The organism is Streptomyces misionensis, from assembly GCF_900104815.1.
Taxonomy (GTDB): Bacteria; Actinomycetota; Actinomycetes; order Streptomycetales; family Streptomycetaceae; genus Streptomyces; species Streptomyces misionensis.
Window position 1 is genome coordinate 5037408 of sequence record NZ_FNTD01000004.1, and the last position, 22644, is coordinate 5060051.

At 68.1% G+C, this 22644-nt stretch carries 18 protein-coding genes; 6 read left to right on the forward strand and 12 right to left on the reverse strand.

The window, feature by feature from the left end; genetic code table 11:
• Positions 1 to 15: 15 nt before the first annotated feature.
• Complete coding sequence (locus BLW85_RS24695; protein ID WP_070029092.1) at positions 16 to 1401, reverse strand: class II fumarate hydratase; 1386 nt, start codon at positions 1399 to 1401, stop codon at positions 16 to 18.
• Between the two features lie 85 nt (positions 1402 to 1486).
• Positions 1487 to 3157, reverse strand: coding sequence for a fumarate hydratase (locus BLW85_RS24700; RefSeq protein ID WP_070029090.1), 1671 nt, complete (start codon positions 3155 to 3157; stop codon positions 1487 to 1489).
• A 156-nt stretch (positions 3158 to 3313) separates the two neighbouring features.
• On the opposite strand from BLW85_RS24700, the gene BLW85_RS24705 reads away from it, so the two are divergent.
• Both BLW85_RS24705 and BLW85_RS24710 read left to right on the forward strand, forming a co-directional pair.
• A complete protein-coding gene (locus tag BLW85_RS24705) occupies positions 3314 to 4003 on the forward strand; it encodes a DUF1707 SHOCT-like domain-containing protein (RefSeq protein WP_074993135.1) in 690 nt (229 codons plus the stop codon).
• A 175-nt stretch (positions 4004 to 4178) separates the two neighbouring features.
• Positions 4179 to 4556: a WhiB family transcriptional regulator gene (locus tag BLW85_RS24710; protein ID WP_070029086.1), complete on the forward strand. Its 378-nt coding sequence runs from the start codon at positions 4179 to 4181 to the stop codon at positions 4554 to 4556.
• Between the two features lie 183 nt (positions 4557 to 4739).
• Here BLW85_RS24710 and glpX read toward each other — a convergent pair whose 3' ends face one another.
• A complete protein-coding gene (gene glpX / locus BLW85_RS24715; RefSeq protein ID WP_070029082.1) occupies positions 4740 to 5774 on the reverse strand; it encodes a class II fructose-bisphosphatase in 1035 nt (344 codons plus the stop codon).
• 127 nt (positions 5775 to 5901) lie between these two features.
• On the opposite strand from glpX, the gene BLW85_RS24720 reads away from it, so the two are divergent.
• Positions 5902 to 6459, forward strand: coding sequence for a DUF4245 domain-containing protein (locus BLW85_RS24720; RefSeq protein ID WP_074993136.1), 558 nt, complete (start codon positions 5902 to 5904; stop codon positions 6457 to 6459).
• A 103-nt stretch (positions 6460 to 6562) separates the two neighbouring features.
• On the opposite strand, the gene BLW85_RS24725 is transcribed toward BLW85_RS24720, so the two are convergent.
• The 3 genes from BLW85_RS24725 to xseA form a co-directional block, all read right to left on the reverse strand.
• The gene (locus BLW85_RS24725) at positions 6563 to 7153 is read right to left on the reverse strand and encodes a malonic semialdehyde reductase (protein ID WP_070029079.1); all 591 of its coding nucleotides are present in this window, start codon (positions 7151 to 7153) and stop codon (positions 6563 to 6565) included.
• Between the two features lie 134 nt (positions 7154 to 7287).
• Complete coding sequence (locus BLW85_RS24730; RefSeq protein WP_070029076.1) at positions 7288 to 7512, reverse strand: exodeoxyribonuclease VII small subunit; 225 nt, start codon at positions 7510 to 7512, stop codon at positions 7288 to 7290.
• Positions 7509 to 8717 (reverse strand): exodeoxyribonuclease VII large subunit, encoded by a 1209-nt coding sequence (xseA, locus tag BLW85_RS24735; protein ID WP_070029074.1) that lies wholly within the window; start codon positions 8715 to 8717, stop codon positions 7509 to 7511. Before xseA ends, BLW85_RS24730 begins: the two co-directional genes overlap by 4 nt.
• Positions 8718 to 8817: 100 nt before the next feature.
• Here xseA and BLW85_RS24740 point away from each other — a divergent pair, with 100 nt between their 5' ends.
• Together BLW85_RS24740 and ppgK are read left to right on the forward strand one after the other, a co-directional pair.
• Entirely contained in the window at positions 8818 to 9825 is a 1008-nt protein-coding gene (locus BLW85_RS24740) for a 4-hydroxy-3-methylbut-2-enyl diphosphate reductase (protein ID WP_074993137.1), read from the forward strand.
• A 49-nt stretch (positions 9826 to 9874) separates the two neighbouring features.
• Positions 9875 to 10624 carry a polyphosphate--glucose phosphotransferase gene (gene ppgK, locus BLW85_RS24745; protein ID WP_070029070.1) on the forward strand — a complete coding sequence of 250 codons (750 nt, stop codon included), beginning with the start codon at positions 9875 to 9877 and terminating at the stop codon, positions 10622 to 10624.
• Between the two features lie 14 nt (positions 10625 to 10638).
• On the opposite strand, the gene BLW85_RS24750 is transcribed toward ppgK, so the two are convergent.
• A complete protein-coding gene (locus tag BLW85_RS24750) occupies positions 10639 to 11178 on the reverse strand; it encodes a DUF6542 domain-containing protein (RefSeq protein ID WP_177330117.1) in 540 nt (179 codons plus the stop codon).
• A gap of 189 nt (positions 11179 to 11367) precedes the next feature.
• Here BLW85_RS24750 and ychF point away from each other — a divergent pair, with 189 nt between their 5' ends.
• On the forward strand, positions 11368 to 12456 hold the full coding sequence (ychF, locus tag BLW85_RS24755; protein ID WP_074993138.1) for a redox-regulated ATPase YchF: 1089 nt from the start codon (positions 11368 to 11370) through the stop codon (positions 12454 to 12456).
• A 330-nt stretch (positions 12457 to 12786) separates the two neighbouring features.
• Here the strand turns inward: ychF and BLW85_RS24760 are convergent, their stop codons facing one another.
• Genes BLW85_RS24760 through BLW85_RS24780 form a run of 5 tightly spaced genes read right to left on the reverse strand, consistent with a single transcriptional unit; the run spans position 12787 to position 22487 of the window.
• Positions 12787 to 14676: a tetratricopeptide repeat protein gene (locus tag BLW85_RS24760; protein ID WP_167381431.1), complete on the reverse strand. Its 1890-nt coding sequence runs from the start codon at positions 14674 to 14676 to the stop codon at positions 12787 to 12789.
• Positions 14673 to 15815, reverse strand: coding sequence for a hypothetical protein (locus BLW85_RS24765; RefSeq protein ID WP_079172412.1), 1143 nt, complete (start codon positions 15813 to 15815; stop codon positions 14673 to 14675). The genes BLW85_RS24760 and BLW85_RS24765 overlap by 4 nt, the downstream gene beginning before the upstream one ends.
• Positions 15787 to 20268, reverse strand: a complete 4482-nt coding sequence (locus BLW85_RS24770; protein WP_074993141.1) for a coiled-coil domain-containing protein — start codon at positions 20266 to 20268, stop codon at positions 15787 to 15789. Before BLW85_RS24770 ends, BLW85_RS24765 begins: the two co-directional genes overlap by 29 nt.
• Positions 20269 to 20278: 10 nt before the next feature.
• Entirely contained in the window at positions 20279 to 21082 is an 804-nt protein-coding gene (locus BLW85_RS24775) for a hypothetical protein (RefSeq protein ID WP_074993142.1), read from the reverse strand.
• The gene (locus BLW85_RS24780; RefSeq protein WP_244174911.1) at positions 21060 to 22487 is read right to left on the reverse strand and encodes a hypothetical protein; all 1428 of its coding nucleotides are present in this window, start codon (positions 22485 to 22487) and stop codon (positions 21060 to 21062) included. The genes BLW85_RS24775 and BLW85_RS24780 overlap by 23 nt, the downstream gene beginning before the upstream one ends.
• Positions 22488 to 22644 lie beyond the last annotated feature (157 nt).

Genomic DNA, 22644 nt, shown 5'->3' on the forward strand with positions numbered 1-22644 from the left:
AAGCTTCGCTCGCGGTTACGGACGCGTCATCCGCAGCACGTCCAGCGCCTCGTCCAGCTGCGCCTCGGTCAGCTCGCCGCGCTCCACGTAGCCTTCCTCCAGGACGACCTGACGGATCGTCCTGCGTTCCGCGAGGGCCTTCTTGGCCACCTTGGCGGCCTCCTCGTACCCGATGTACCGGTTCAGCGGGGTCACCACGGACGGCGACGACTCGGCGTACTCGCGGGCGCGTTCGCGGTCGGCGGTGATGCCGTCGACGGTCCGGTCGGCCAGCAGCCGCGAGACGTTGGCGAGCAGCCGGATCGATTCCAGGACGTTCTTGGCGATGACCGGGAGCATCACGTTCAGCTCGAAGTTCCCGGCGGCACCGGCGGTGGTGATGGTGGCGTCGTTCCCGACCACCTGCGCGGCGACCATCAGCACGGCCTCCGGCACCACCGGGTTGACCTTGCCCGGCATGATCGAGGAGCCCGGCTGGAGGTCGGGGAGCCGGATCTCGGCGAGCCCGGTGCGCGGCCCGGACGCCATCCAGCGCAGATCGTTGGCGATCTTCGTCAGTCCGACCGCGATGGTCCGCAGCTGCCCGCTGGTCTCCACGATGCCGTCCCGGGCGCCCTGCGCCTCGAAGTGGTCGCGGGCCTCGGTCAGCGGCAGCCCGGTGACGCGGGCGACCTCCTCGATGACGGCGGCGGAGAAACCGGGCGGGGTGTTGATGCCGGTACCCACCGCGGTACCGCCCAGCGGCAGTTCGGCCAGCCGCGGCAGCGAGGCGCGCAGCCGCTCGACGCCGTACCGCACCTGGGCCGCGTACCCGCCGAACTCCTGGCCCAGCGTCACGGGCGTGGCGTCCATCAGATGCGTGCGCCCCGACTTCACCACGTCGGCGAACTCCGCGCTCTTGCGTTCGAAGGCGGCGGCGAGGTGCTCCAGCGCCGGGACCAGGTCGCGGGTGACGGCGGCGGTGGCCGCGATGTGGATGGAGGAGGGGAAGACGTCGTTGGACGACTGCGAGGCGTTGACGTGGTCGTTCGGGTGCACGTCCCGGCCGAGCCGCTCGCCGGCGAGGGTGGCGATCACCTCGTTGGTGTTCATGTTGGACGAGGTGCCCGAACCGGTCTGGAAGACGTCGACGGGGAAGTGCTCGTCCCAGTCCCCCCGCGCGACCTCCTCGGCCGCCTCCTGGATCGCCCGGGCCACGTCCTCGTCCAGCACGCCGAGTTCGGCGTTCACCTTCGCCGCGGCGCCCTTGATCCGCGCCAGCGCCTCGATGTGCGCACGCTCGATGTGCTGCCCGGACACCGGGAAGTTCTCGACGGCGCGCTGCGTCTGCGCCCGCCACTTGGCGTGCGCCGGAACCCGGACCTCACCCATGGAGTCGTGCTCGATGCGGTATTCGCTCATACCGGGTACAGCGGTCCGGGACGCGGCGTTGTTCCGCGGGTTGGGCCGTCCGGAGCAGTACGGACGGCCCGACCCGCCCGGTGGGTCAGGCGAGGCCCGGACCGCGCACCGGGATCGACGTGAACGTCGGCTGCGGGGCCGGGTCCTGGAAGAAGTCGTTGCCCTTGTCGTCCACGACGATGAACGCCGGGAAGTCCTCGACCTCGATCTTCCAGACGGCCTCCATGCCCAGCTCCTCGTACTCCAGGACCTCCACCTTCTTGATGCAGTCCTGGGCGAGACGGGCGGCCGGGCCGCCGATGGAGCCGAGGTAGAAGCCGCCGTGGGCCTCGCAGGCGTCGGTGACCTGCTTGCTGCGGTTGCCCTTGGCGAGCATCACCTTGGAACCGCCGGCGGCCTGGAACTGCGCCACGTAGGAGTCCATCCGGCCGGCCGTGGTCGGGCCGAAGGAACCGGAGGCGTAACCCTCGGGGGTCTTGGCCGGGCCGGCGTAGTACACCGGGTGGTCCTTCAGGTACTGGGGCATCTCCTCGCCCGCGTCCAGCCGCTCCTTGATCTTGGCGTGCGCGATGTCACGGGCCACGACCAGCGGACCGGTCAGCGACAGCCGGGTCTTGACCGGGTACTTGGTCAGCTCGGCGAGGATGGTGTCCATCGGCTGGTTGAGGTCGATCTTCACCACGTCGGAGGACTCGTCGAGGTGCTCGTCGGTCGTCTCCGGCAGGAACCGCGCCGGGTCCGTCTCCAGCTGCTCCAGGAAGACGCCCTCGGCGGTGATCTTGGCGACGGCCTGGCGGTCGGCCGAGCAGGAGACGGCGATGGCCACCGGGCAGGACGCGCCGTGCCGGGGCAGCCGGACCACGCGCACGTCGTGGCAGAAGTACTTGCCGCCGAACTGGGCGCCGATGCCGATCTTCTGGGTCAGCTCGAAGACCTTCTCCTCCAGCTCCTTGTCCCGGAAGCCGTGGCCGAGCGGGGAGCCCTCGGACGGCATGTCGTCCAGGTAGTGCGCGGAGGCGTACTTCGCGGTCTTCAGCGCGAACTCGGCGCTGGTGCCGCCGACCACGATCGCCAGGTGGTACGGCGGGCACGCGGCCGTGCCCAGCGAACGGATCTTCTCCTCCAGGAACTTCATCATGGAGGCCTCGTTCAGGACGGCCTTGGTCTCCTGGTACAGGAAGGACTTGTTGGCCGAGCCGCCGCCCTTCGCCATGAACAGGAACTTGTAGGCGCCGCCGTCCGTCGCGTACAGCTCGATCTGCGCGGGCAGGTTGGAGCCGGTGTTCTTCTCCTCCCACATGGTGAGCGGAGCCATCTGCGAGTAGCGCAGGTTCAGCTTGGTGTAGGCGTCGTAGATGCCGTGCGAGAGGTGCTTCTCGTCCGCGCCCTCGGTGAGCACGTTCTGCCCGCGCTTGCCCATGACGATCGCGGTGCCGGTGTCCTGGCACATCGGCAGCACGCCCGCCGCCGCGATGTTCGCGTTCTTCAGCAGGTCCAGCGCGACGAACTTGTCGTTGGCGGACGCCTCGGGGTCGTCGATGATGCGGCGCAGCTGGGCGAGGTGGGCCGGGCGCAGGTAGTGCTGGATGTCGTGGATGGCCTCCGCGGCCAGCTTGCGCAGCGCCTCCGGCTCCACCTTGAGGAACGTCCGCCCGTCCGGGCCCTCGACGGTGGAGACGCCCTCGGACGTGACCAGCCGGTAGGGGGTGGTGTCCTCTCCCTGGGGGAGCAGGTCGGTGTACGCGAACTCAGGCATCTCAGCCCATTCCTCACTGTGACGGACGGCGCCCGCCGACGCTGGCGGGCCCCACCAGCCTAGAACCTGCCGGGAAACACGAACCTGTGAGGTAAGGCTCAGTCGGGTCGCCCCGAACCCTAGTCGCGATCTATCGCGTTTCGGTAGGCTGCTGCCGTGGACCTTCAGAAGCCCGCCCGAACCCAGGACGCCGCACCGGGCGTCTCCGCCCTGCGCGCCTCCGACGCCGACCGCGACCGGGTCGCCGACATCCTCCGCGAGGCCCTCGCCGAGGGCCGGCTCACCGCCGACGAGCACGCCGAGCGCGTGGACGGCGTGCTGAACGCCAAGACGGTCGGCGAACTGGAGGTCTTCGTCCAGGACCTGCCCACCGCGCAGCGCAGTGCCCCGGGCCCCGCCCCGGTGCCGCCCCGTCCCGCGGACTCGATGCCCGCGGAGTCCGACAACGTGGTGGCCGTGCTCAGCAGCACGGTCCGCCGGGGCCGCTGGCGCCCGGGCCGCCGGCTGCACGCGTACGCGGTCTTCGGCAGCGTGGAGATCGACCTCAGCGAGGCGATCTTCGAGTACCAGCAGGTCGTGATCAAGGCCGTCTCCGTCTTCGGCGACGTCCAGGTCCGCGTCCCGGAGAACGTGACGCTGCGCGGCGGCGGCGGCGGTGTCCTCGGCAGCTTCGAGGTGTCCGCGCTCGATTCCCCGCAGGCCGACGCGCCGGTCGTCTACGTCGACGGCTGGGCCGTACTCGGCAGCGTGGAGGCCCGCCCCCGGCGCGGCAAGCTCGTCGAGGACATCATGGAGCGGGTTCACGACAAGATCGACCGCAAGTTGCGCAAACACCTGGACCGTTGACGGTCGCGAACGCGCCGGTGACCGGAAGGCTCCGGGCCGGTTCCCGGCGAGGGGCCGGGGGCGTGAACGAGCCGCCGCGCACCGGCCGTTGGGGACGCAGTGCATAGGCCCGCGTACAGCGGGTAGGCCTTGCTGCATCGTCTCTCGCTCGCGAAGCCGTCGTCAGGAGCAGACCGTGCTGCAACCGCCGCATTCGTCCGTGCAGGTAGCTGCCGTACCGGCCCAGCGGGTGCCGGCGCGGGAGCGGGACCAGGACGCGCCCTGGCACACCGAGGCGGTGTGCCGACGTGACGAGGCGGGCCTGTTCTTCGCCCCGTCGAAGGAACCGACCGCCGCCCGGCTGTCCCGCGAGGAGGCGGCCAAGCGGGTCTGCGCCCGCTGTCCGGTCATGGTCGAGTGCCGCGAACACGCCCTCCTCCAGCCCGAGCCCTACGGCGTCTGGGGCGGTCTGACGGCGGCGGAGCGCAGGGTGGTCCTGGCACGGCGCCGCCGCCGCGACCTGGACCTGAAGAAGGCGGCGCGCGTGGCGGCGCAGGACCGCATAGCCGGCTGAGCCGCGCCGGGCACCGTGCCGGCGCGGGGTGCGGTGTCCTGCTCCCAAGACGCGGGGCACCGCGCGGCGAGCCACCCGGAGCCGCGGTCGCGGGAGGGCCCCGCGCCCCCTGGCGGGCCTGTTCGACACCGCGCGGCCGCCCCGCGGGCGGCGACGCGGATGGCCGGACAGGCCCGGCGCCGGTTACTTCGCCCGGTCGAAGTCGATCGCGCTGTACGCGCGCAGCTTGCTCAGCCGGTGCTCGGAGTCGATCCTGCGCACCGTCCCGGACTTCGAGCGCATCACGATCGACTCGGTCAGCGCGGTCTCCGAGCGGTACCGCACGCCCCGCAGCAGCTCGCCGTCGGTGATGCCGGTCGCGACGAAGAAGACGTTCTCCCCGGAGACCAGGTCGTCGGTGGTGAGCACCCGGTCCAGGTCGTGCCCCGCGTCGATCGCCCGCTGGCGCTCCGCGTCGTCCTTGGGCCACAGCTTGCCCTGGATGGTGCCGCCCAGGCACTTCACGGCGCAGGCCGAGATGATGCCCTCCGGCGTGCCGCCGATGCCGAGCAGCAGGTCGACGCCCGTGCCCTCGCGCAGCGCGTAGACGGAGCCGGCGACATCGCCGTCGGAGATCAGCTTGATGCGCGCGCCGGCCTCCCGGACCTCCTTGATCAGGCCCTCGTGCCGGGGCCGGTCCAGGATGACGACGGTGACGTCCTCCGGCGTGGCCTTCTTCGCCTTGGCGATCCGCCGGATGTTCACGGCCACCGGCGCGTCGATGTCCACGAAGTCCGCGGCCTCGGGGCCGGTGACCAGCTTGTCCATGTAGAACACGGCGGACGGGTCGAACATGGCGCCGCGCTCGGCGGCGGCCAGCACGGCGATCGCGTTCGGCATGCCCTTGGCGGTCAGCGTGGTGCCGTCGATCGGGTCGACGGCGATGTCCACCTCCGGGCCGGTGCCGTCACCGATGTGCTCCCCGTTGAAGAGCATCGGGGCCTCGTCCTTCTCGCCCTCGCCGATGACGACGACGCCGTTCATCGAGACGGTGGAGACGAGGGACCGCATGGCACGCACCGCGGCGCCGTCGGCGCCGTTCTTGTCGCCGCGCCCCACCCAGCGGCCGGCGGCCATCGCCGCGGCTTCGGTCACCCGGACGAGTTCCAGGGCGAGGTTGCGGTCGGGAGCCTCGGCAGGAACATCGAGTTCGGAGGGCAGGTGATGATTTTCGGTCATCGGGGCGCACCTTTCTGATACGGCGACGGCCGGATGAGGGTCTTGGCCATGACTCTATCGTTAGGCAGACAAAATGAGCAGGGGACCCCACGTTTGAGCGCTTGGGGCACCTGCGACGATAGGGGGCGTGGCAGGTTCGAAAGGCAAGCAGAAGACGGCCCGGGACATGATCCTCTCCCTGGCCCTGATCGGCATCGCGGCGGCGGTCGTCTACTTCCTCGCCATCCCGCACGACAATCACGCTCCGGACCTCAAGCGGGTCGACTACCGGGTCGAGCTGCTCACGGCCCGCAGGGCGGCGAGCTATCCGGTGGCGGCGCCCGAGGGCCTGCCCGACTCCTGGAAGGCCACCTCCGTCAGCTACGACGGCGCGAACGGCGACTACTGGCACCTGGGCTTCCAGACCCCTGACGCCCAGTATGTCCAGATCGAGCAGTCCACGCAGAAGCGGGACGCCTTCATCGACCAGGCCAGCCAGGGCGCGAAGGCCACCCAGCGGGCCGAGCACATCGACGGCCGCACCTGGACCCGCTACTCCGGCGGCCGCTACGAGGCCCTCGTCCTGGAGGACACGCCCGGCTCCACCACGGTGGTCGCGGGCACCGGGTCCTTCGGTGACCTCGCGAAGATGGTGTCGGCGCTGAAGCTGGCGAAGACGCCGGTGCCGACGCCGTCCGCCTCGTAGCGCCCGGCGCGCGCCGGTCGACCGCCCCCGCACCGAGAACCCCCGCGCAAAAAAGGAAGGCCCCCGGCGTCACCGGGGGCCTCTTCCTGTCGCCGGGGGCGGCTCAGACGGTCGTGACGACGTCCTCGTACGCCAGGCGCGGGGAGCGCGGGTAGGAGGCGTCCGGACCCGGCTTGCCGATGTTGACGATCATCAGCGGGGTGTGGTCGTCGTCCAGGAACTCCTTGCGCACGCCCTCGAAGTCGAACCCGGTCATCGGGCCGGCGGCGAGGCCCGCGGCGCGCACGCCCACGATGAAGTAGGCGGCCTGGAGGGCGGAGTTCATCGCGGCGGAGCGCTCACGGACCGTGCGCTCGGCGAAGAAGGCGTCCTTGGCCGCGGGGAACGCCGGGAACAGGGCCGGCAGCTCCTCGTGGAACTCGTTGTCCGCGGCGAGGATCGCGACCAGCGGGGCGGTCGCGGTCTTGGCCCGGTTGCCCTCGGCCATGTGCGGCAGCAGACGCTCGCGGGCCTCGGGGGAGCGGACCAGGACGATGCGCAGCGGGGTCTGGTTGAAGGCGGTGGGGCCGTACTTGACCAGGTCGTAGATCGCCTGGACCTGCTCCTCGCTCACCGGCTCGTCGGTGAAGGTGTTCGCGGTGCGGGCCTCGCGGAACAGCAGATCCTGGGCGGCGGGGTCAAGGACGAGAGACATGCGTGCCTTCCTCGGGGTGCGTACGGTCCGCTCCCGGACCGCGGCTGACGGCACGACCCTACGCCACGCGAGGTTTAACATTCAACAAACGCCGTGGTGAGGTGATAGTCCTCACAGCCACCCCGCTCGCGAGGCTACTCGCCCTCCTCCTCGGCCTCCTCCTCCGCGAGCGCCGCGTCCAGGCGGGCCCGCGCCCCCTCCAGCCAGCGCCGGCACACCTTGGCCAGCTCCTCCCCCCGCTCCCACAGCGCCAGGGACTCCTCCAGCGAGCTGCCGCCCGCCTCCAACCGCCGTACGACCTCGATCAGTTCGTCCCGCGCCTGCTCGTACGAGAGCGCTTCTTCGGTCCGGTCCGTCATTCGCCCACCCTCACCTTGAATTCACCGTCGGCGACACGCGCGCGCAGCGCCTCGCCCGAAGACACCTCCCGCGGATCGCGCACCACGTGCCCGTCGGCCCGCTGGAGCACCGCGTAGCCGCGTTTCAGCGTGGCCGCGGGGGAGAGGGCCACCACGCGCGCGTGCGTGTGCGCCAGCTCCGAGTCCGCGCGGTCCAGCAGATGGCCCAGGGTGCGCCGGCCGCGCTCGGCCAGCGAGGCCACGTGGTCGGCGCGCTCGTCGACCATCCGGTGCGGATCCTCCATCGCGGGCCGGGCCAGCGCGTGCGCCAGGCCGCGCTCCTCGCGGTCCAGCAGCGCGTGCGCGCAACGCCGGGCGCGGTCCCGCAGCATCCGCACCCGCGCCAGCTCCTCGCCCACGTCCGGTACGACCTTCTTGGCCGCGTCGGTCGGGGTGGAGGCGCGCAGATCGGCGACCAGGTCGAGAAGCGGGGTGTCCGGTTCGTGCCCGATCGCGGACACCACGGGCGTACGGCACCCCGCCACCGCCCGCACCAGCTGCTCGTCGGAGAACGGCAGCAGGTCCTCCACGCTGCCGCCGCCGCGGGCGACGATGATCACGTCCACGTCCTCGATCGCGTCCAGCTCCCGCACCGCCTGCACCACCTGCGGCACCGCGTGCACCCCCTGGACGGGGACGTTGCGCACCTCGAAGCGGACGGCGGGCCAGCGGTGCCGGGCGTTCTCCAGCACGTCCCGCTCCGCGGCGGAGGCCCGGCCGCAGACCAGGCCGATCAGCTGGGGCAGGAACGGCAGCCGCTTCTTGCGCTCCGGCGCGAACAGCCCCTCGGCCGCGAGCGCCTTCTTCAGCTGCTCCAGGCGGGCCAGCAGCTCGCCGACGCCCACGGGCCGTATCTCCGCCGCGCGCAGCGACAGCTGGCCCCGCGGCGCGTACCACTCGGGCTTGGCGAGCACCAGGACCCGGGCGCCCTCGCCGACCACGTCGGCCACCGCGTCGAACACCTGCCGGTAGCAGGTCACGCTGACCGAGATGTCGTACGACGGGTCGCGCAGCGTCAGGAACACGACGCCGGCGCCGGGCCGCCGCGACAACTGCGTGATCTGCCCCTCGACCCACACCGCGCCGAGCCGGTCGATCCATCCCCCGATCAGCCGGGAGACCTCGCCGACCGGCAACGGCGCCTCGGGGGTCGTCTTCAAAGCCATGCGCCCGAGAGTAGCGGCCGGCACCGACAGAGCCGCCGGGCCGCAGCCGTGCGGGGCCGTACCGATCCCGGCGCCGCCGTACGACCCCTACGATGGGACCATGACCGCTTCGCCTGGCCGCCGTGTCCTGCTCGCCGCCCCCCGGGGCTACTGCGCCGGCGTGGACCGCGCCGTGATCGCCGTCGAGAAGGCCCTGGAACAGTACGGTGCCCCGATCTACGTGCGACACGAGATCGTCCACAACAAGTACGTCGTACAGACCCTGGAGAAGAAGGGTGCCGTCTTCGTCGAGCGGACGGAGGAGGTGCCCCCCGGCAACATCGTCATGTTCTCCGCCCACGGCGTCGCCCCCGTCGTGCACGAGGAGGCCAAGCAGGGCCGCCTCGCCACCATCGACGCCACCTGCCCCCTGGTCACCAAGGTCCACAAGGAAGCCGTCCGGTACGCCAACGAGGACTACGACATCCTCCTGATCGGGCACGAGGGCCACGAGGAGGTCATCGGCACCTCCGGCGAGGCCCCCGACCACATCCAGCTGGTCGACGGCCCCGAGGACGTCGCCAAGGTGGAGGTCCGCGACCCCGAGCGGGTCGTCTGGCTGTCCCAGACCACCCTCTCCGTGGACGAGACCATGGAGACCGTCGACGCCCTGAAGACCAAGTTCCCCGGCCTCGTCTCCCCGCCCAGCGACGACATCTGCTACGCCACGCAGAACCGCCAGCTGGCCGTGAAGCAGATGGGCGCCGAGGCCGAGCTGGTCATCGTGGTCGGCTCGCGCAACTCCTCCAACTCCAAGCGGCTGGTCGAGGTCGCCAAGCTCGCCGGCGCCCGCGACGCCCACCTGGTGGACTTCGCCGACGAGATCGACGAGGCCTGGCTGGAGGGCGTGACCACGGTCGGCGTCACCTCCGGCGCCTCCGTCCCGGACGTGCTGGTCGAGCAGGTCCTGGAATGGCTCGCCGAGCGCGGCTACGCGGACGTGGAGATCGTCAAGGCCGCCGAGGAGTCCATCACCTTCTCGCTGCCCAAGGAACTCCGCCGCGACCTGCGCGACGAGGCGGCCGCCCTGGTCGCCGAGCGCGGCGGTTCGGGCGCCGCCGAGGAGTGATCGCGGCCTCCCGGGCGTGACCGTCGGTGGCCCGTCGTAACGTGGTGCCATGCAGATCTTCGGCGTGGACATCGGCGGTTCGGGCATCAAGGGCGCCCCTGTCGACCTGGACAGGGGCGATCTCGCCCAGGAGCGCTGCAAGGTGCTCACCCCGCACCCGGCGACGCCCGACGGCGTGGCCGACGGGGTGAAGCAGGTGATCGACCACTTCGGCTGGACCGGCCCGGTCGGGCTGACCTTCCCCGGCGTGGTCACCGGCGGCGCCGTGGTCCGTACGGCGGCCAACGTCGACAAGAGCTGGATCGACACCGACGCGCGCGCCCTGTTCGGCGGCAGACTCGGCGGCCTCCCGGTGACCGTGGTCAACGACGCGGACGCGGCGGGCGTCGCCGAGATGCAGTTCGGCGCCGGTCGCGGCCGCGCGGGCACCGTGGTCCTGCTCACCTTCGGCACCGGCATCGGCAGCGCCGTCTTCGTGGACGGCGTCCTGGTCCCCAACACCGAGCTGGGCCACCTGGAGCTGGGCGGTCACGACGCCGAGAAGAAGGCGTCCAGCAAGGCCAAGGAGGACCACGGGCTGAGCTGGGAGCAGTGGGCGCGCCGCGTACAGAAGTACCTCGCGCACGTGGAGATGCTGTTCTCGCCGGAGCTGTTCATCATCGGCGGCGGCGTCAGCCGCAAGGCGGACAAGTTCCTGCCGCACATCAAGGGCGTCAAGGCGGAGATCGTCCCCGCGCAGCTCCAGAACAACGCGGGGATCGTGGGCGCCGCGATGAGAGCGGCGCAGCAGCGGCCTTAGCCGGACGCGGCGGCTCAGCAGCGCTTCCTGCGCCGCCGCACCCACTGCACCCGGCGGACCAGCACGATCACCCCGGCGATCAGCGTCCCCCCGTACAGCCAGCCGGCCTGGGTGGCCAGCCCGGTCGCCAGACCCATCAGCCGGCCGAGCAGCCCCTCGCGCCCGTCGGCGACCACCAGCAGCCCGGCGGCGAACGCGATGGGCACGGCCACCGGCGCGGTCAGCACGTCCCCGGCCCGCACCCACAGCGCGGTCAGCACGCACACCGGCAGGAACAGCACGCCGTACACCGGCAGCGAGCCGTCGAGGAGCAGCTGGTCGAGGCAGCCCAGCAGGAACATCACCGCCACGCAGAACAGCCCCCCGCCGAGCCCGGTGAGCCGGGGGTTCGGCAGCCGCCGGCCCGGCGTCACCGGCCGGGCCGGGCGTGGCCGGCCCGCGCCGCGCCCCGCCTCCGGTCCGCCCGGGCGGCGCCGGGCCTGCGGCGGCAGCTGGGCGCGGGGCGCGGGGCGCCGCCGTCCGTCGTTCGGGGGTCGCGTTCTGTGCTGCTCCATTGGACCAACTTAGGTCTGTTTATGTGCCCAGTCGCTCCCCAGACACGCCGAGCGGCGTACCTTGACCGGACCGGCGACGCTCCGGGGAGGCCGCCGCGCGGAACGCCGTAGACTGGTGGATCGGCCAGTGTCCTCCTAGGGCCTGGCAGCCCCCAGCTCCTGGCCCTCTCATCCACGGGAAGTCGCAACGTGTCGCTCACGATCGGAATCGTCGGCCTGCCCAATGTCGGCAAGTCGACCCTGTTCAACGCCCTGACCAAGAACGACGTGCTGGCGGCCAACTACCCGTTCGCCACGATCGAGCCCAACGTCGGCGTCGTCGGCGTCCCCGACGGCCGCCTCGCCCAGCTCGCCTCGATCTTCGGCTCGGAGCGCATTCTTCCGGCCACGGTCGACTTCGTGGACATCGCCGGCATCGTGCGCGGCGCCTCCGAGGGCGAGGGCCTGGGCAACAAGTTCCTCGCGAACATCCGCGAGTCGGACGCCATCTGCCAGGTGATCCGCGCCTTCAAGGACGAGAACGTCGTCCACGTCGACGGCAAGGTCTCGCCCAAGGACGACATCGAGACGATCAACACCGAGCTGATCCTCGCCGACCTCCAGACCATCGAGAAGGTCCTGCCCCGGCTCCAGAAGGAGTCCCGGATCAAGAAGGACGTCGCGCCGAAGGTCAAGGCGGTCGAGGAGGCCAAGGAGATCCTGGAGAAGGGCGACACGCTCTTCGCGCACGGCATCGTCCAGGGCACCGAGCGGGCCGAGCTGCTGCACGACCTGCACCTGCTCACCACCAAGCCGTTCCTCTACGTGTTCAACGTGGACGAGGACGAGCTGACGGACGAGGACTTCAAGAACGAGCAGCGCGCCCTGGTCGCCCCGGCCGAGGCGATCTTCCTCAACGCCAAGCTGGAGGCGGACCTCGCCGAGCTGGACGAGGACGAGGCGCTCGAACTCCTCCAGTCCGTCGGCCAGGAGGAGCCGGGCCTCGCCACCCTGGCCCGCGTCGGCTTCAACACCCTCGGCCTCCAGACCTACCTCACGGCCGGCCCCAAGGAATCCCGCGCCTGGACCATCAAGAGGGGCGCCACCGCCCCCGAGGCCGCCGGTGTGATCCACACCGACTTCCAGAAGGGCTTCATCAAGGCCGAGGTCATCTCCTTCGACGACCTGGTCTCCGCCGGCTCGGTCGCGGAGGCCCGCGCGAAGGGCAAGGCGCGCATGGAGGGCAAGGACTATGTGATGCGGGACGGGGATGTGGTGGAGTTCAGGTTCAACGTGTGATCGGTGAATCACTGCACGTTAATGCAATGCGTGCGTCCGGGGTCGAGCCCTCTCGGGAGCTCGGCCCCTTCCATGCCGGGCGAGCGATCCTCTTCGACCCGTCGCGTACCGGCGGCGATGTCGACAGGCCACCGACCCGGTGGACTGGAGGCTGTCGTGGCGCTCTGACGTGCTGATACTCCGTGCTGTCGAGGTGGTCTTACCACCTCGAATCCCGATGCCGTGTCTTCTGCTTGACGCCGCGGTGTAGTTGACGAATGAAGCGGGTACGGTGAGCTCCCCGCAGGGATTCTCCCGCTCCCATTGCTTACCGAGATGCCAGCTGTCTGGTCAATACTTGACCATTGCCATCAAGCGGCGTACGACTTGGTGATCCCTGTCGAAAATCCTGCGAAGGCCGTCGCAGGCCCACCGTAGGGCCGGTTGGTGCACTGGACGACCCAGGTCCGCCGATAGCAGGTAGGAGTGTGCGGCGGTCCAGAGAGTGTCTGGATGGCCGGATGGCAAGGTCTCCTGCCGATACTTCAGGGTTTCTTCCAGTAGGGGGAGAGCTTTCCGGAAGTCGTTCAGAGCGACGAGACAGAGCGCCAGGTGGTGGGCTGTGTCCAGGGTGTGCTGGTGGCGGACACCGAGGTGGGTAATTTGGAAGCGATGAATACGCAGGCCCAGTCGGTAAGCGAGGTTGGGGTCCTGTGGTGTCTGAAGCCGTGCCAGGTAGCTTCCCGCACGCATCGCTGGTCGGCTTTCCTCGCCGAAAATCTTGCACTGCTCCAGCCAGGAATCTTTGGCAAGCTGGCACGCGTCAGAGTGGTGGCCCTTGGCGCCGAGGTCGAGCGCGCAATACGCTGACGCAACCAGGGTGCTGGGATCGCTCGGCCCCAGGTTTCTCTCCCTTTCCCAGTAGACCTGCAAGTTGAGTCGCTCGGCGTCTTCGTAGTGCCCACGTCCGAAGTGGGCGCGAGCCAGCGCTGACATCACCACCAGCTCATCGGCACGACATTGCGCGAAGTGCTCCTCCCATGCAGTGCGAAGATTTCCTAGACTGTCAATTACCTCCTTGTATCTGCCGCTGTCCACCAAGTAATCGTATGTGTCAAGAATCGCTTTGCGACCAGGCTTCGTGTGGACACGCGCAGGATCGAGAGCGAGGACGGATGGAGTCACCAGCGCCCAGTCGCCCCACGCTCCCTCCACTGCGGCGCGCTCTGGCACCGCTGCCACCAACAACTGTTCCGCCATTGCGAAGGCGGCGGCCTCGTCTTCAGGTCGGGCGACGAGAAGGTCACGGATGACTGCACCACTGATTTCATCGAGTCTCGCCACGCCAGTCTGTAAAATCACCAGCCCTCGATCACGTAGACCTCCCAGTCTGCGATGCAGGTCGCAAATAGTCAGGAGGTATTGCGCATCCGAATCCGATACTTCCCATCGGTCCCCCCTCAATGCACGGGTAGGAAAAGGAGCGGGTCCGAGAACGGCTAGTGCGTGAAGGAGATGAAGCATCCGCCGGTCTTCCTCTGCTCCGGCAGCAAGCACACTCGTTGCCTTCGACAGCCGGCCTGCGAGCGACCTTGGGAAATCGGATGACCGATACCCGCTGAGGATTCTCGAAGCACTCGACTTCAACTGTTCCAGCACTTGTCCCGGCGTCATGCCGCTCGTCAACCAACTCGCTGCGTTGTCCATGGCAAGCGGCAGGTCGTCCAACGCGCCGGCCAGGTGCATGGCATCGGCCTCTGTGAGCCCATGGACCCGTTTCCTCAGCAGGCGTACCGACTCCTCGCGGGGCAGTACCGGAACCTGGACGACATGAGCGATCCGATGCCAGACCCCCGTGTCGGCCCGCGATGTGATTAGTACTCTGGTTTCGTCCCGAGGTAGACACCGGACGACGTCGTCCGGGTCCGAGACCCCGTCCAACACCAGAAGATGAGGTCCCGTTCTCCCGTGGACGGTGGTCAGGCAGGCGGCGATCCGCTCCGCCGGTTGACCAGAACCGGCAGTTGTCACGTCGATCCAGCTCACGTCTGCGTACCGAGAGTGCAGCCGATGAGCCAGTTCACTGCTCACCATTGTTTTCCCGATGCCCACTCGCCCGTTGAGTACGACCGGTACGCCGTCGTCTGCCCGGTCCAGATAGCCGGGAAGCGCATCGTCCACCAGTTCGGACCGTCCGAGGAAACTCGGATCACGGTGCGGGAGCGCAAAACTCTCGTTCATCTGTGCATGCCCCTGAGCCACTCGCTGTTCGACTTCAGATACCGCAGGTTGACCCATTCCTGGGCGAGGCGATCTTCGCCGCACAACAGCGCAGTCGCCATGGCCTGGTGCGAAGGATCAAGCCATCGGACTCGGCCGGTTGCCTGTTGCGCCGTAAGGCGTCTCTCCTTGCGCGGCAACGGGGTGCCAGTGCCAAGCAGCGCGTCATAGAGCCCGACCGCAGGCAGAACTGCGGGGAGGTCGTTGTCCTTAGCGGCCTCCTCGGCAGCCGCCGCCGGGATTGACAATCCGGTCGGGTCGAGGTCGCCGAAGTAGCGGATCTCCGCGATCTTGCCGCGTCGAAGCATCTTGACGCCGGCGAGTGAGGCCAAGAACGAACTTCCCATCCCGCAGGCCACGTAGCCGACTGTGTGGTCCTTCATCCCGTCCAACGCCTCTATCAACGACCAGCATGTGGTGACGTTCTCTACGACCAGGAGAACGTCACCGTCGCCGATGCGCCCGTAGTAACCGTCGCTCTCTGCGATGAGTCTCTCGGTGAGGATTTGAGGCGGTGCCGAATACATTTGCAAGAGTTTGTACAGAGCTTCCCGGTCTGAGAAGAACGGACCGCCCAACTCGTCGAACGCCTTTTCTTCGGCATCGAACCATCCCGAATAGGTGCGACTACCGAAGATGTCAAGGGCACGCTCACGCTTCGGTGCAGGTGTCATATCAGGCTCGGAGAGGAACCAGTTGTTGACCGCGCGGTAGCCGATCCGGGTCCTGGGCGCGGCGTTGTCCCAGTACCCGGCCACCTTGCGCATGTTCGGATGCAAGGGTGGAAGCGGCTCCCGCACCTTCTTCGCCGCCTGGTGGGTGGGCAGCACCCACACGCCCTTCGGTAACGGAATTCTCTCCCCGTCGTCGCCCTTCATCGCCGTGATGGCCCCGCACTCGTACAGCTCGTCCAGATGACGCCTCAGAACCACCGACTCCAGCTCGTCCTCCACCTTCGGATGGGGCACCGTACGGAAGACACGGCGCAACTCCGGCAGAGAGACGCTCGTCTTACGCGTGCCGTCCCACTTCTTCTGCGAATGGGCGTGTTCGTGAAGCGCGCTCAGCAGCTCACGCGCGGGACGACTCAGATCGGTCAACGCTCTCTTCCCCGGGATCCTGGTGGTGGTTGTGCTCTGCGTCGGCACGGGCGTGGTACCTGATGGACGTGATCACCGGGTTCTCGCCCTCCTCAAGAGGCTCGAGGAGATGTTTCCTCCTGTCACCCACGACGGTGAGGTACATGCGGTGTGCGCGTAGGTCGGCGTCATTGCGCAGACGGATGACGAGCGGGAACGAGTCCAGGACCGCCAGGTCGTTCAGCCCTGTGGTGTAGACGAGTTGGACACCCAGCGCGCGGGCGACCGACTGCTGAAGCCTCAACAGATAACCGGCCGAGGCGCGACCGATCGGGTTATCCAGGAACAGCACGCCCGAGTTCCGGCGGTGCTGCACCCTGCCCTTCTCGTTCGCGCGCAGCGCTGCCATGGTGCAGTAGAGGACGATGGCCGCGGTCAGCACCTGGCCGCCCGAGAAGAGGTCTTTCATGGCCGAGACGGGCACCCGCTCCGTCCGTAGAACGGCGTCCGGTTTGAGGATCCGCACCCGGAACCCCTTAGGGGCCACTGCTTCGGTCACGCCGCGTAACAGCAAGGCCAGGCCGTCCCCTTTGATCTCTTTTCTGTGGATCACGGCTTCGGCGGTCTCGTCCACGACGGTGCCGAGCCGGTCCTCCAGCGCCTGTTCGGAGACCTCGGTGAAGCGGATCCGCAGGAATTCCTGCTCGGACCACTCCTGCAGCCCCCTGGGCAGCCGGGAAAGGGACTGCGCCCGCTTCAAGGTCCGCAGTGCCTCCTGCACCTGCTGGCACAGCTGGAGCACGATCTGCCGGCGGTGCCGTTCGATGGAGTCCAGGTCCACGGTGAGGCTACGCAGTCTGGGGCGAAGGCTATCGCTCCATTCGGCCGCCCGCGCCGGCAGTTCGGCACGAGGACAAGACTGGATGACGGTGCGGCTGGGGGAGGGCAGCCCCCCGAACTGCGCGTCCGCGGCGAACCCGACCAGCTGGTCGGTCAGCGTTCGTTCTTCGGCGAGTGCCGTCTCGACCTTTGTCCCGATCCGGTCGTACTCGGTCTTCAGTACGGTGTGCCGGTCCCGGGCGGCCGAGACACCGCCCTCGTACGGTATGTCGTCTTCGCGGGGCTCGCCCGACCGGGACAAGACGGTGATCAGGTCCGTGAAGTTCTTCGCGGAGGAGCGCAGGGCGGCGGCGGTGCGCTCGGCACGCTCGCTGTGGTAGGCGAGTTCGCGCCGGGTACGTTCTGCCTCGTCCCGATCGTGCTCTGCCGCCTCAATCAGACGCATACCGTGTAAGACGTGCAGAGGTGGGCCGTAGGGAGTGAGGTCCACGTCGGTGAGTGGTTCCGGAAAGTCTTTGAGGACCGCTCGATGTTCCGCGACACTCGCGTCCGCCTCGGACAGTGAGGTCTGGCAGTCGGAGACCGCCTGTTCGGCACGGCGTTGAGCGGCGGCCCGGCTCGCGCCGTCCACTCCGTCAGGACCGGTCAGCAACGCCTGGGCGGCTGCTTGTGTTTCGGGTGAATCATCACCCAGCTCCTGCGCCGCTTGCTTCTCGCGTTGCTCGGCCTGACGCATGTCGAGGAGCAGGTCGGCACCGACAGATGCGCGTTCATACTCGATGGCCGCAGCCCCGTAGGCACGGCGAAGCACGGGGAGCGGTTCCGCCGGAACCTCTGTCCTGTTTTCCGTAACGGCGTCGGCGCCCGGAAGCTCATTCAGTTCGGCGGTCATACGGTGTGCGGAGCCGGTCAGACGGTCCATCGTGCGCACGTGCTCGGCGCTGGCGGCCCGGTGACTTTCGGCAGCTGTTTCCGCCTGCTGAGCGGCCTCTCGTGCTCGAACCTCCGCCGTCCGAGCCTGGTCCACAGCGGTCTGCCAGTCGGGGATCCGCTCCTCCTGGCTGGCCAGCGCACTCAACGTGGACTTACGGGTTTCCAGCGCCGACTGTGCCGTACGAAGCGGCGGAATGGCTTCGCGGATGGTCTTGAGACGGGCGGCTGCAACCTCACGCTTCTCGGTCTGCTCGGTCAGCGCCTCCTGGGCCTCGTCGTGAGCCTGCACCCGGACGGTGACGATCTCACGCAGTTCGGCGAGCCTTCCTTCAGGGAAGTCCACCCGCCACTCCTCTAGACGGTTGAGCAGCGAGAGAAACATACGTTGCCGAGCGTCCCACTCGGCGATCCGCGCGCGGTGTTCGTCATGACGACGACCGAAAGCGAGCCGCTCCTCCGCGGCTGCTCTCTCGTCGTACAGCGCCGGATGCGGAGGCACCACGAAATCCAGCCCGGAGAGTGATGCGATGGGTTCGTGCATGTCCGTGGTGGTGCCCAGCGCCACCAGCGTGCTGGGCCACAGCTTCCGGGCGACCAGGATCTCCGTTGCCCGCGCCGTCTGCTCGGGATCGTTCAGGAGTACGCCCGTGACCAGATGCGGCACGCGCTCGATGAGTGCACGGCGCTGCTCGACCCGGGGCAGACCGGCGAGGTAGTCCCAGCCGGTATAGGCGTCGACACCGGCTTCTCGCAAAGTCTCGCACGCTTCCGCGGCCTCCGGGGAGGGCGGCAGCAGTTCGTTCGTCTCCAACGCGAGCCTGGCACGTTCGTCACGGACCATGGCGATACGGATCTCGGTCCTTGCCACATCCGCGGCGTCACGTCGCTGAGCGAGCTTGCCCACCAGCCTGGGAGCATCTACCTCAAGGTCGAGACGTTCGATGTCCAGGAGTGCGAGCGGCTGGATCTCCGCTTCCAGGGCACGCGTGCGCTCGTCGGCTCTCGTCCAGTCGCGGCGGGCCAGATCAAGAGAGTGCCGGGCCTCGGCCAAAGTCTGCTCAGCGGCTCGGCAAGCTCGGTGGGAAGCATCGTGAAGCCCCGCCGCGTCCTCGGCGGCGGATTCCAGACGGGATATCTCCTCGGCGTTCTTACAGGCCTCCTCCTCGGCTTGCCGCGCGGCGTCACGAGCCGTCACGCCGTCGCTCAGAAGACCGTGGCGTACAGCGTCCGCGAGGGCGTCCCGCACTTCCTGGATACGGGTGTCGAGCGCCTTGGCCTGCGCCCGGTGCTCGGCAGCCAGGCCGACGGCCGCGTTGTGCTCGGTCTGAGCCTGCTCGGACAGCGTGCGTTCGCTCTCTGCCTGATGCCGCGCCGTCTCCGCCTGCTCAGTGAGGCGCCGTGACATGGTGCGCAATGCCCCGACGAGAACCTCCAGCGCGGCGTCCCGGGCCTGAAGTGCCGGAAGGGCGGCTTCCTCAGTACGCCGGACCAGCTCACGCAACCGGTTCGCGTTGGCGGTCGCTTCCAGGCTCTTGGCCAGGCGGGGTACGACCTTCCAGGCTCGTTCGGTCTCCTGCGCTCGGTTCCACGCGACGCGGGCCTTCTGCTGTTCCTCCTCGGCTTCGGTCAGCTTCAACAAAGCTGTGAGGCGTCCCAGTTCACGGGCAGCGGCCGCGAGCTTCTCGTGGTGGAGCACGGCCCGGCGCAGGTCGCCGCCAAGGCGTTTGGCAACCTCTTCGCTCGCCTTGGCGGCCTCGACCTCACGGAACGCGCGTACCTTCACCGAACGGACAAAGGCGTCCAGCGTCTTCCTCGCGGCCCGCTGTTCCTCCTGGGCAGTGAGAGCGGTGATGTGGATGCCGGCCAGCGGTTCGAGGAACTCCAGCGCGCCGGCCACGAAGTCCCGTTCCAAGGTCAGCGCACCACGCCTGCCGAGCTTGTCGCCGTAGGAGCTCAGCAGGTTGGCGAGATCCTGTGCCGGTCCGGTGGGCACCACGGCTGACAACAGGAACTCTACGAAAGCAGCGTCGCTGGCGAAGGAGAAGACGTCGGCCGCCTCACCTTCCCCGGCGTTCATTGCCCGTTGGTAGCGGAAGAGTTCGGGATCCAAGCCGAGGTCTGTGAGTCGTTCTGTCCACTCGGATTGAACGCGGAAATGATTGAACTCAAGTTCAGGATCAGCCCGTTGGGCCTCATCGAGTTCGCCGATGAAGTCGGCCAGCCGCAGATATCGTCCGTCCTCGGCCACAGGGAGAGTGTCGAGTGTGGTCTCCCGTGTAGGGCGGAAGTGGTACCAGCGTTCCATCAAGTCGGACGGGTCCTGAGTCGCCTTGAGGCGGCGCCACTCGGCGACTTTGCCGGTCACCAGTCGACGCCCGCTGCGGGTGTGTGTCCATTCCAGCGCGATGTGGGCCACATCGTTGTCGAGTACGAATCCGCTCAGCGCGCGAGGATCACGGGTACCCACCACTTGACGGCGTCCGGGCAGCAGGACTGAGAAGATCAGCTTGATCAGTACAGACTTGCCGCCGCCGTTCTCAAGGAAGAGCACCGTGGCCGGGGAGGGGCGCCGGACAGGTTGCTCGTCCCTGACACTGAACAAGGTGGCGGGGCGGTCGGCGATAGGGTCTCCGACGCCGCTAAAGTCCAGGAGGACGTTCTCGTAGCGTGCCGCCTTGGGCCCGACGGACTGCAGGAGCACTCGGGACAGTTCATACATCCTCTGGAGCCTCCGCCACGGTTCCCGGTCCGGTCGTCACAGCCATGGGAAGGACTACGCCCAGCGCCACCAACTCCTCGAAAGCGCTGGTGGCCGCAAGTTCACGCACCTGAAGCTGGTAACGCCGTGTGGTCTGAAAGACGTCCTCACCGGCGTTCTTCATCGGCGTCAGGAAGCCCTGCTCCGCGAGGAAGTTTAGAGCTCGGGAAACCATGCCCTTGGTGGTGTTCATCGCTCGACGCTTGTCCTTGGTGGGGAATGCCTCCGGACGGTTGGCATACGCGTGCCACGCCAATTCCAGCTCCGGTGCGTCACTGGGTACGTCGGCCGACTCCTCACGGGACGCCGCTTTTTCACGCAACCGGTCGCAGGCTTCGCGAACGACGGCGTCGACCACGTCGACACTGACCCTGCCGACGTACTCGTCTTCAGCGAGGTCGTCCGGCCGGGGAAAGGACACCGCGGCGACAGCAAGGTGGATGATGCCGTGCAGAAAGCGCTCGGCGTAGCCGCCTTCCTTCTGGGTGCGGCGGGCGTAGGTCTCCATCCTGGTCTCGAAGGGAGAACCGCCGTCGGCCGCGATCGCGAGGCCGATGTCCTCGTGTTCCCCCAGTACCCTGAGCCCCAGACCGGCGGCGATCCGTCCGGTCAACGTTCGGAACGCGCCGTCGTGCCGGTAGCGGCGCAGAAGCTCTCGATAGGCGTTGTCGCGACTCGGCAGCAGCCGAGGGCGCATCGCGAAAGCGAGTAGCTGCGCGGCCTGCTCGGCGTCGTCATCCGTGAAGCGAGATCTCATCACCGAACTCCTCGTGCTGAGCCGTACCCGGTTCCTCCGATCCTGGAACGACTGGCCTTACGCCTGCTTTCGTGAGCCACAGTTCATCGCCGCCGAACTGCGGGCTGTGCAGGGGATCCCCGGTGGGTACGGCGATCAACACCTCAGGTACGTGCTCACGTACCGCGTCACCGACGGACGGGTTGAAAGCGTGTGCTGCCCGATGCATCACCAGCCGGGCGACCTGGGGCTCATGGCGGCGCGCACGTGCGAGCAACTCGCTCAGAAACGCGGAGCCACCGGGCAGGGAGAGGATCTCGCTCGCTAGCCTGAAATGTTCGGGAGTGAACAATTCCCGTTCCGGTACGGGGTCGAACTGAGGATCTCGGACCTCGCCGGCGAATCTCTCGGGCTCCGAGGGCCGTTGCAGGAGACGCTCCACGAGTGACGGCAGCGTGGGAACTTCGGGGGGTGCCGGGGCGACCGCCCCACGAAAGAAGTCGTACACCGGCCCGAGTGCTTTGCCCACAGGAAGTCCAAGTAGCGGTACCAGTAGTTGTCCGTGCAAGTGGAGTGCGGCGCGCTGCGGTTCGCCGGAGAACAGCTGACGGTCCTGTTCGGAACGGAACTGATCGCCCGCTTCCTGTACGGCTTTCTGGAGCTGCATATGACGGCGGATGCAGTCGCGGACGATCTCCACGAGCTCCGCTGCCCGCTGCTTGTGGCGCGGATCGTCAGAGTCGTCCCGCGCGGCGGTGATATTGGTCAGGATGGCGTGTTCCGCCGTGTAGCGGCCCTCGATGTGTTCAAGCGCGTCCAAGAGCAGGTCTGGTACCACCCGTTCCCAGTCCACCGTGCGAACGTCGCGACGGGTGGCATCGAGGTAGCGACGTAGTGTCTCTCCATATTGGACCGTGCGGTACCTGGCCTGTTCGGCGGCGAGTTTGGCGTCGGCGAGCCGACCGCGCCTGATGAGATTGTCGAGTTTGACCTCGGCGGCGATCTGCGCGGATTCCACGTCTGTGTCCAATGCGCCGACGAGTACGTTGATGGCCTCGTCGGTGGCCCGCAGTGAAAACCCGTCGGATGTCGACTGTTCCACCAGCAATTTAAAGTCGAACTCGAAGCGGTCGTAGGTTCCCTCGTCTCCGACAAGCCCGTAGTGCCAGGAGAATCCACGTTCGATGGTGCCGACATTGATCAGCCGCTGGAGTACCCAGTCGGCCACAGCGGCGTGCTCGGCGTCGTCTCTGTCGGGCGCCTGAGCCGCGACGAAGTGTTTTACCTGTTCAAGTACCTTGGCATGTTCGGCTCCGGCGTCGAAGTCCATCGCGATGGTGACCTGGTCGATCGTGTGCAACGCGATTTCGGCCATGTGATAGACCTTGGCATCTGCCCAATCCAGCGATGCCTTGCGCTGATCCAATGCCTGCAACGGTGCTGTACAAGCCAGTGCCTTGACGCGGCGAACCAGTCCTTCATCAGGCAAGTGAGGCGGGTGGGGCAGATCGTGATACACAATCAGTCACACTAGCACCCCCTACACCGCCGTAAGGGGAATCCTCGGATACCCGGCTCGACGA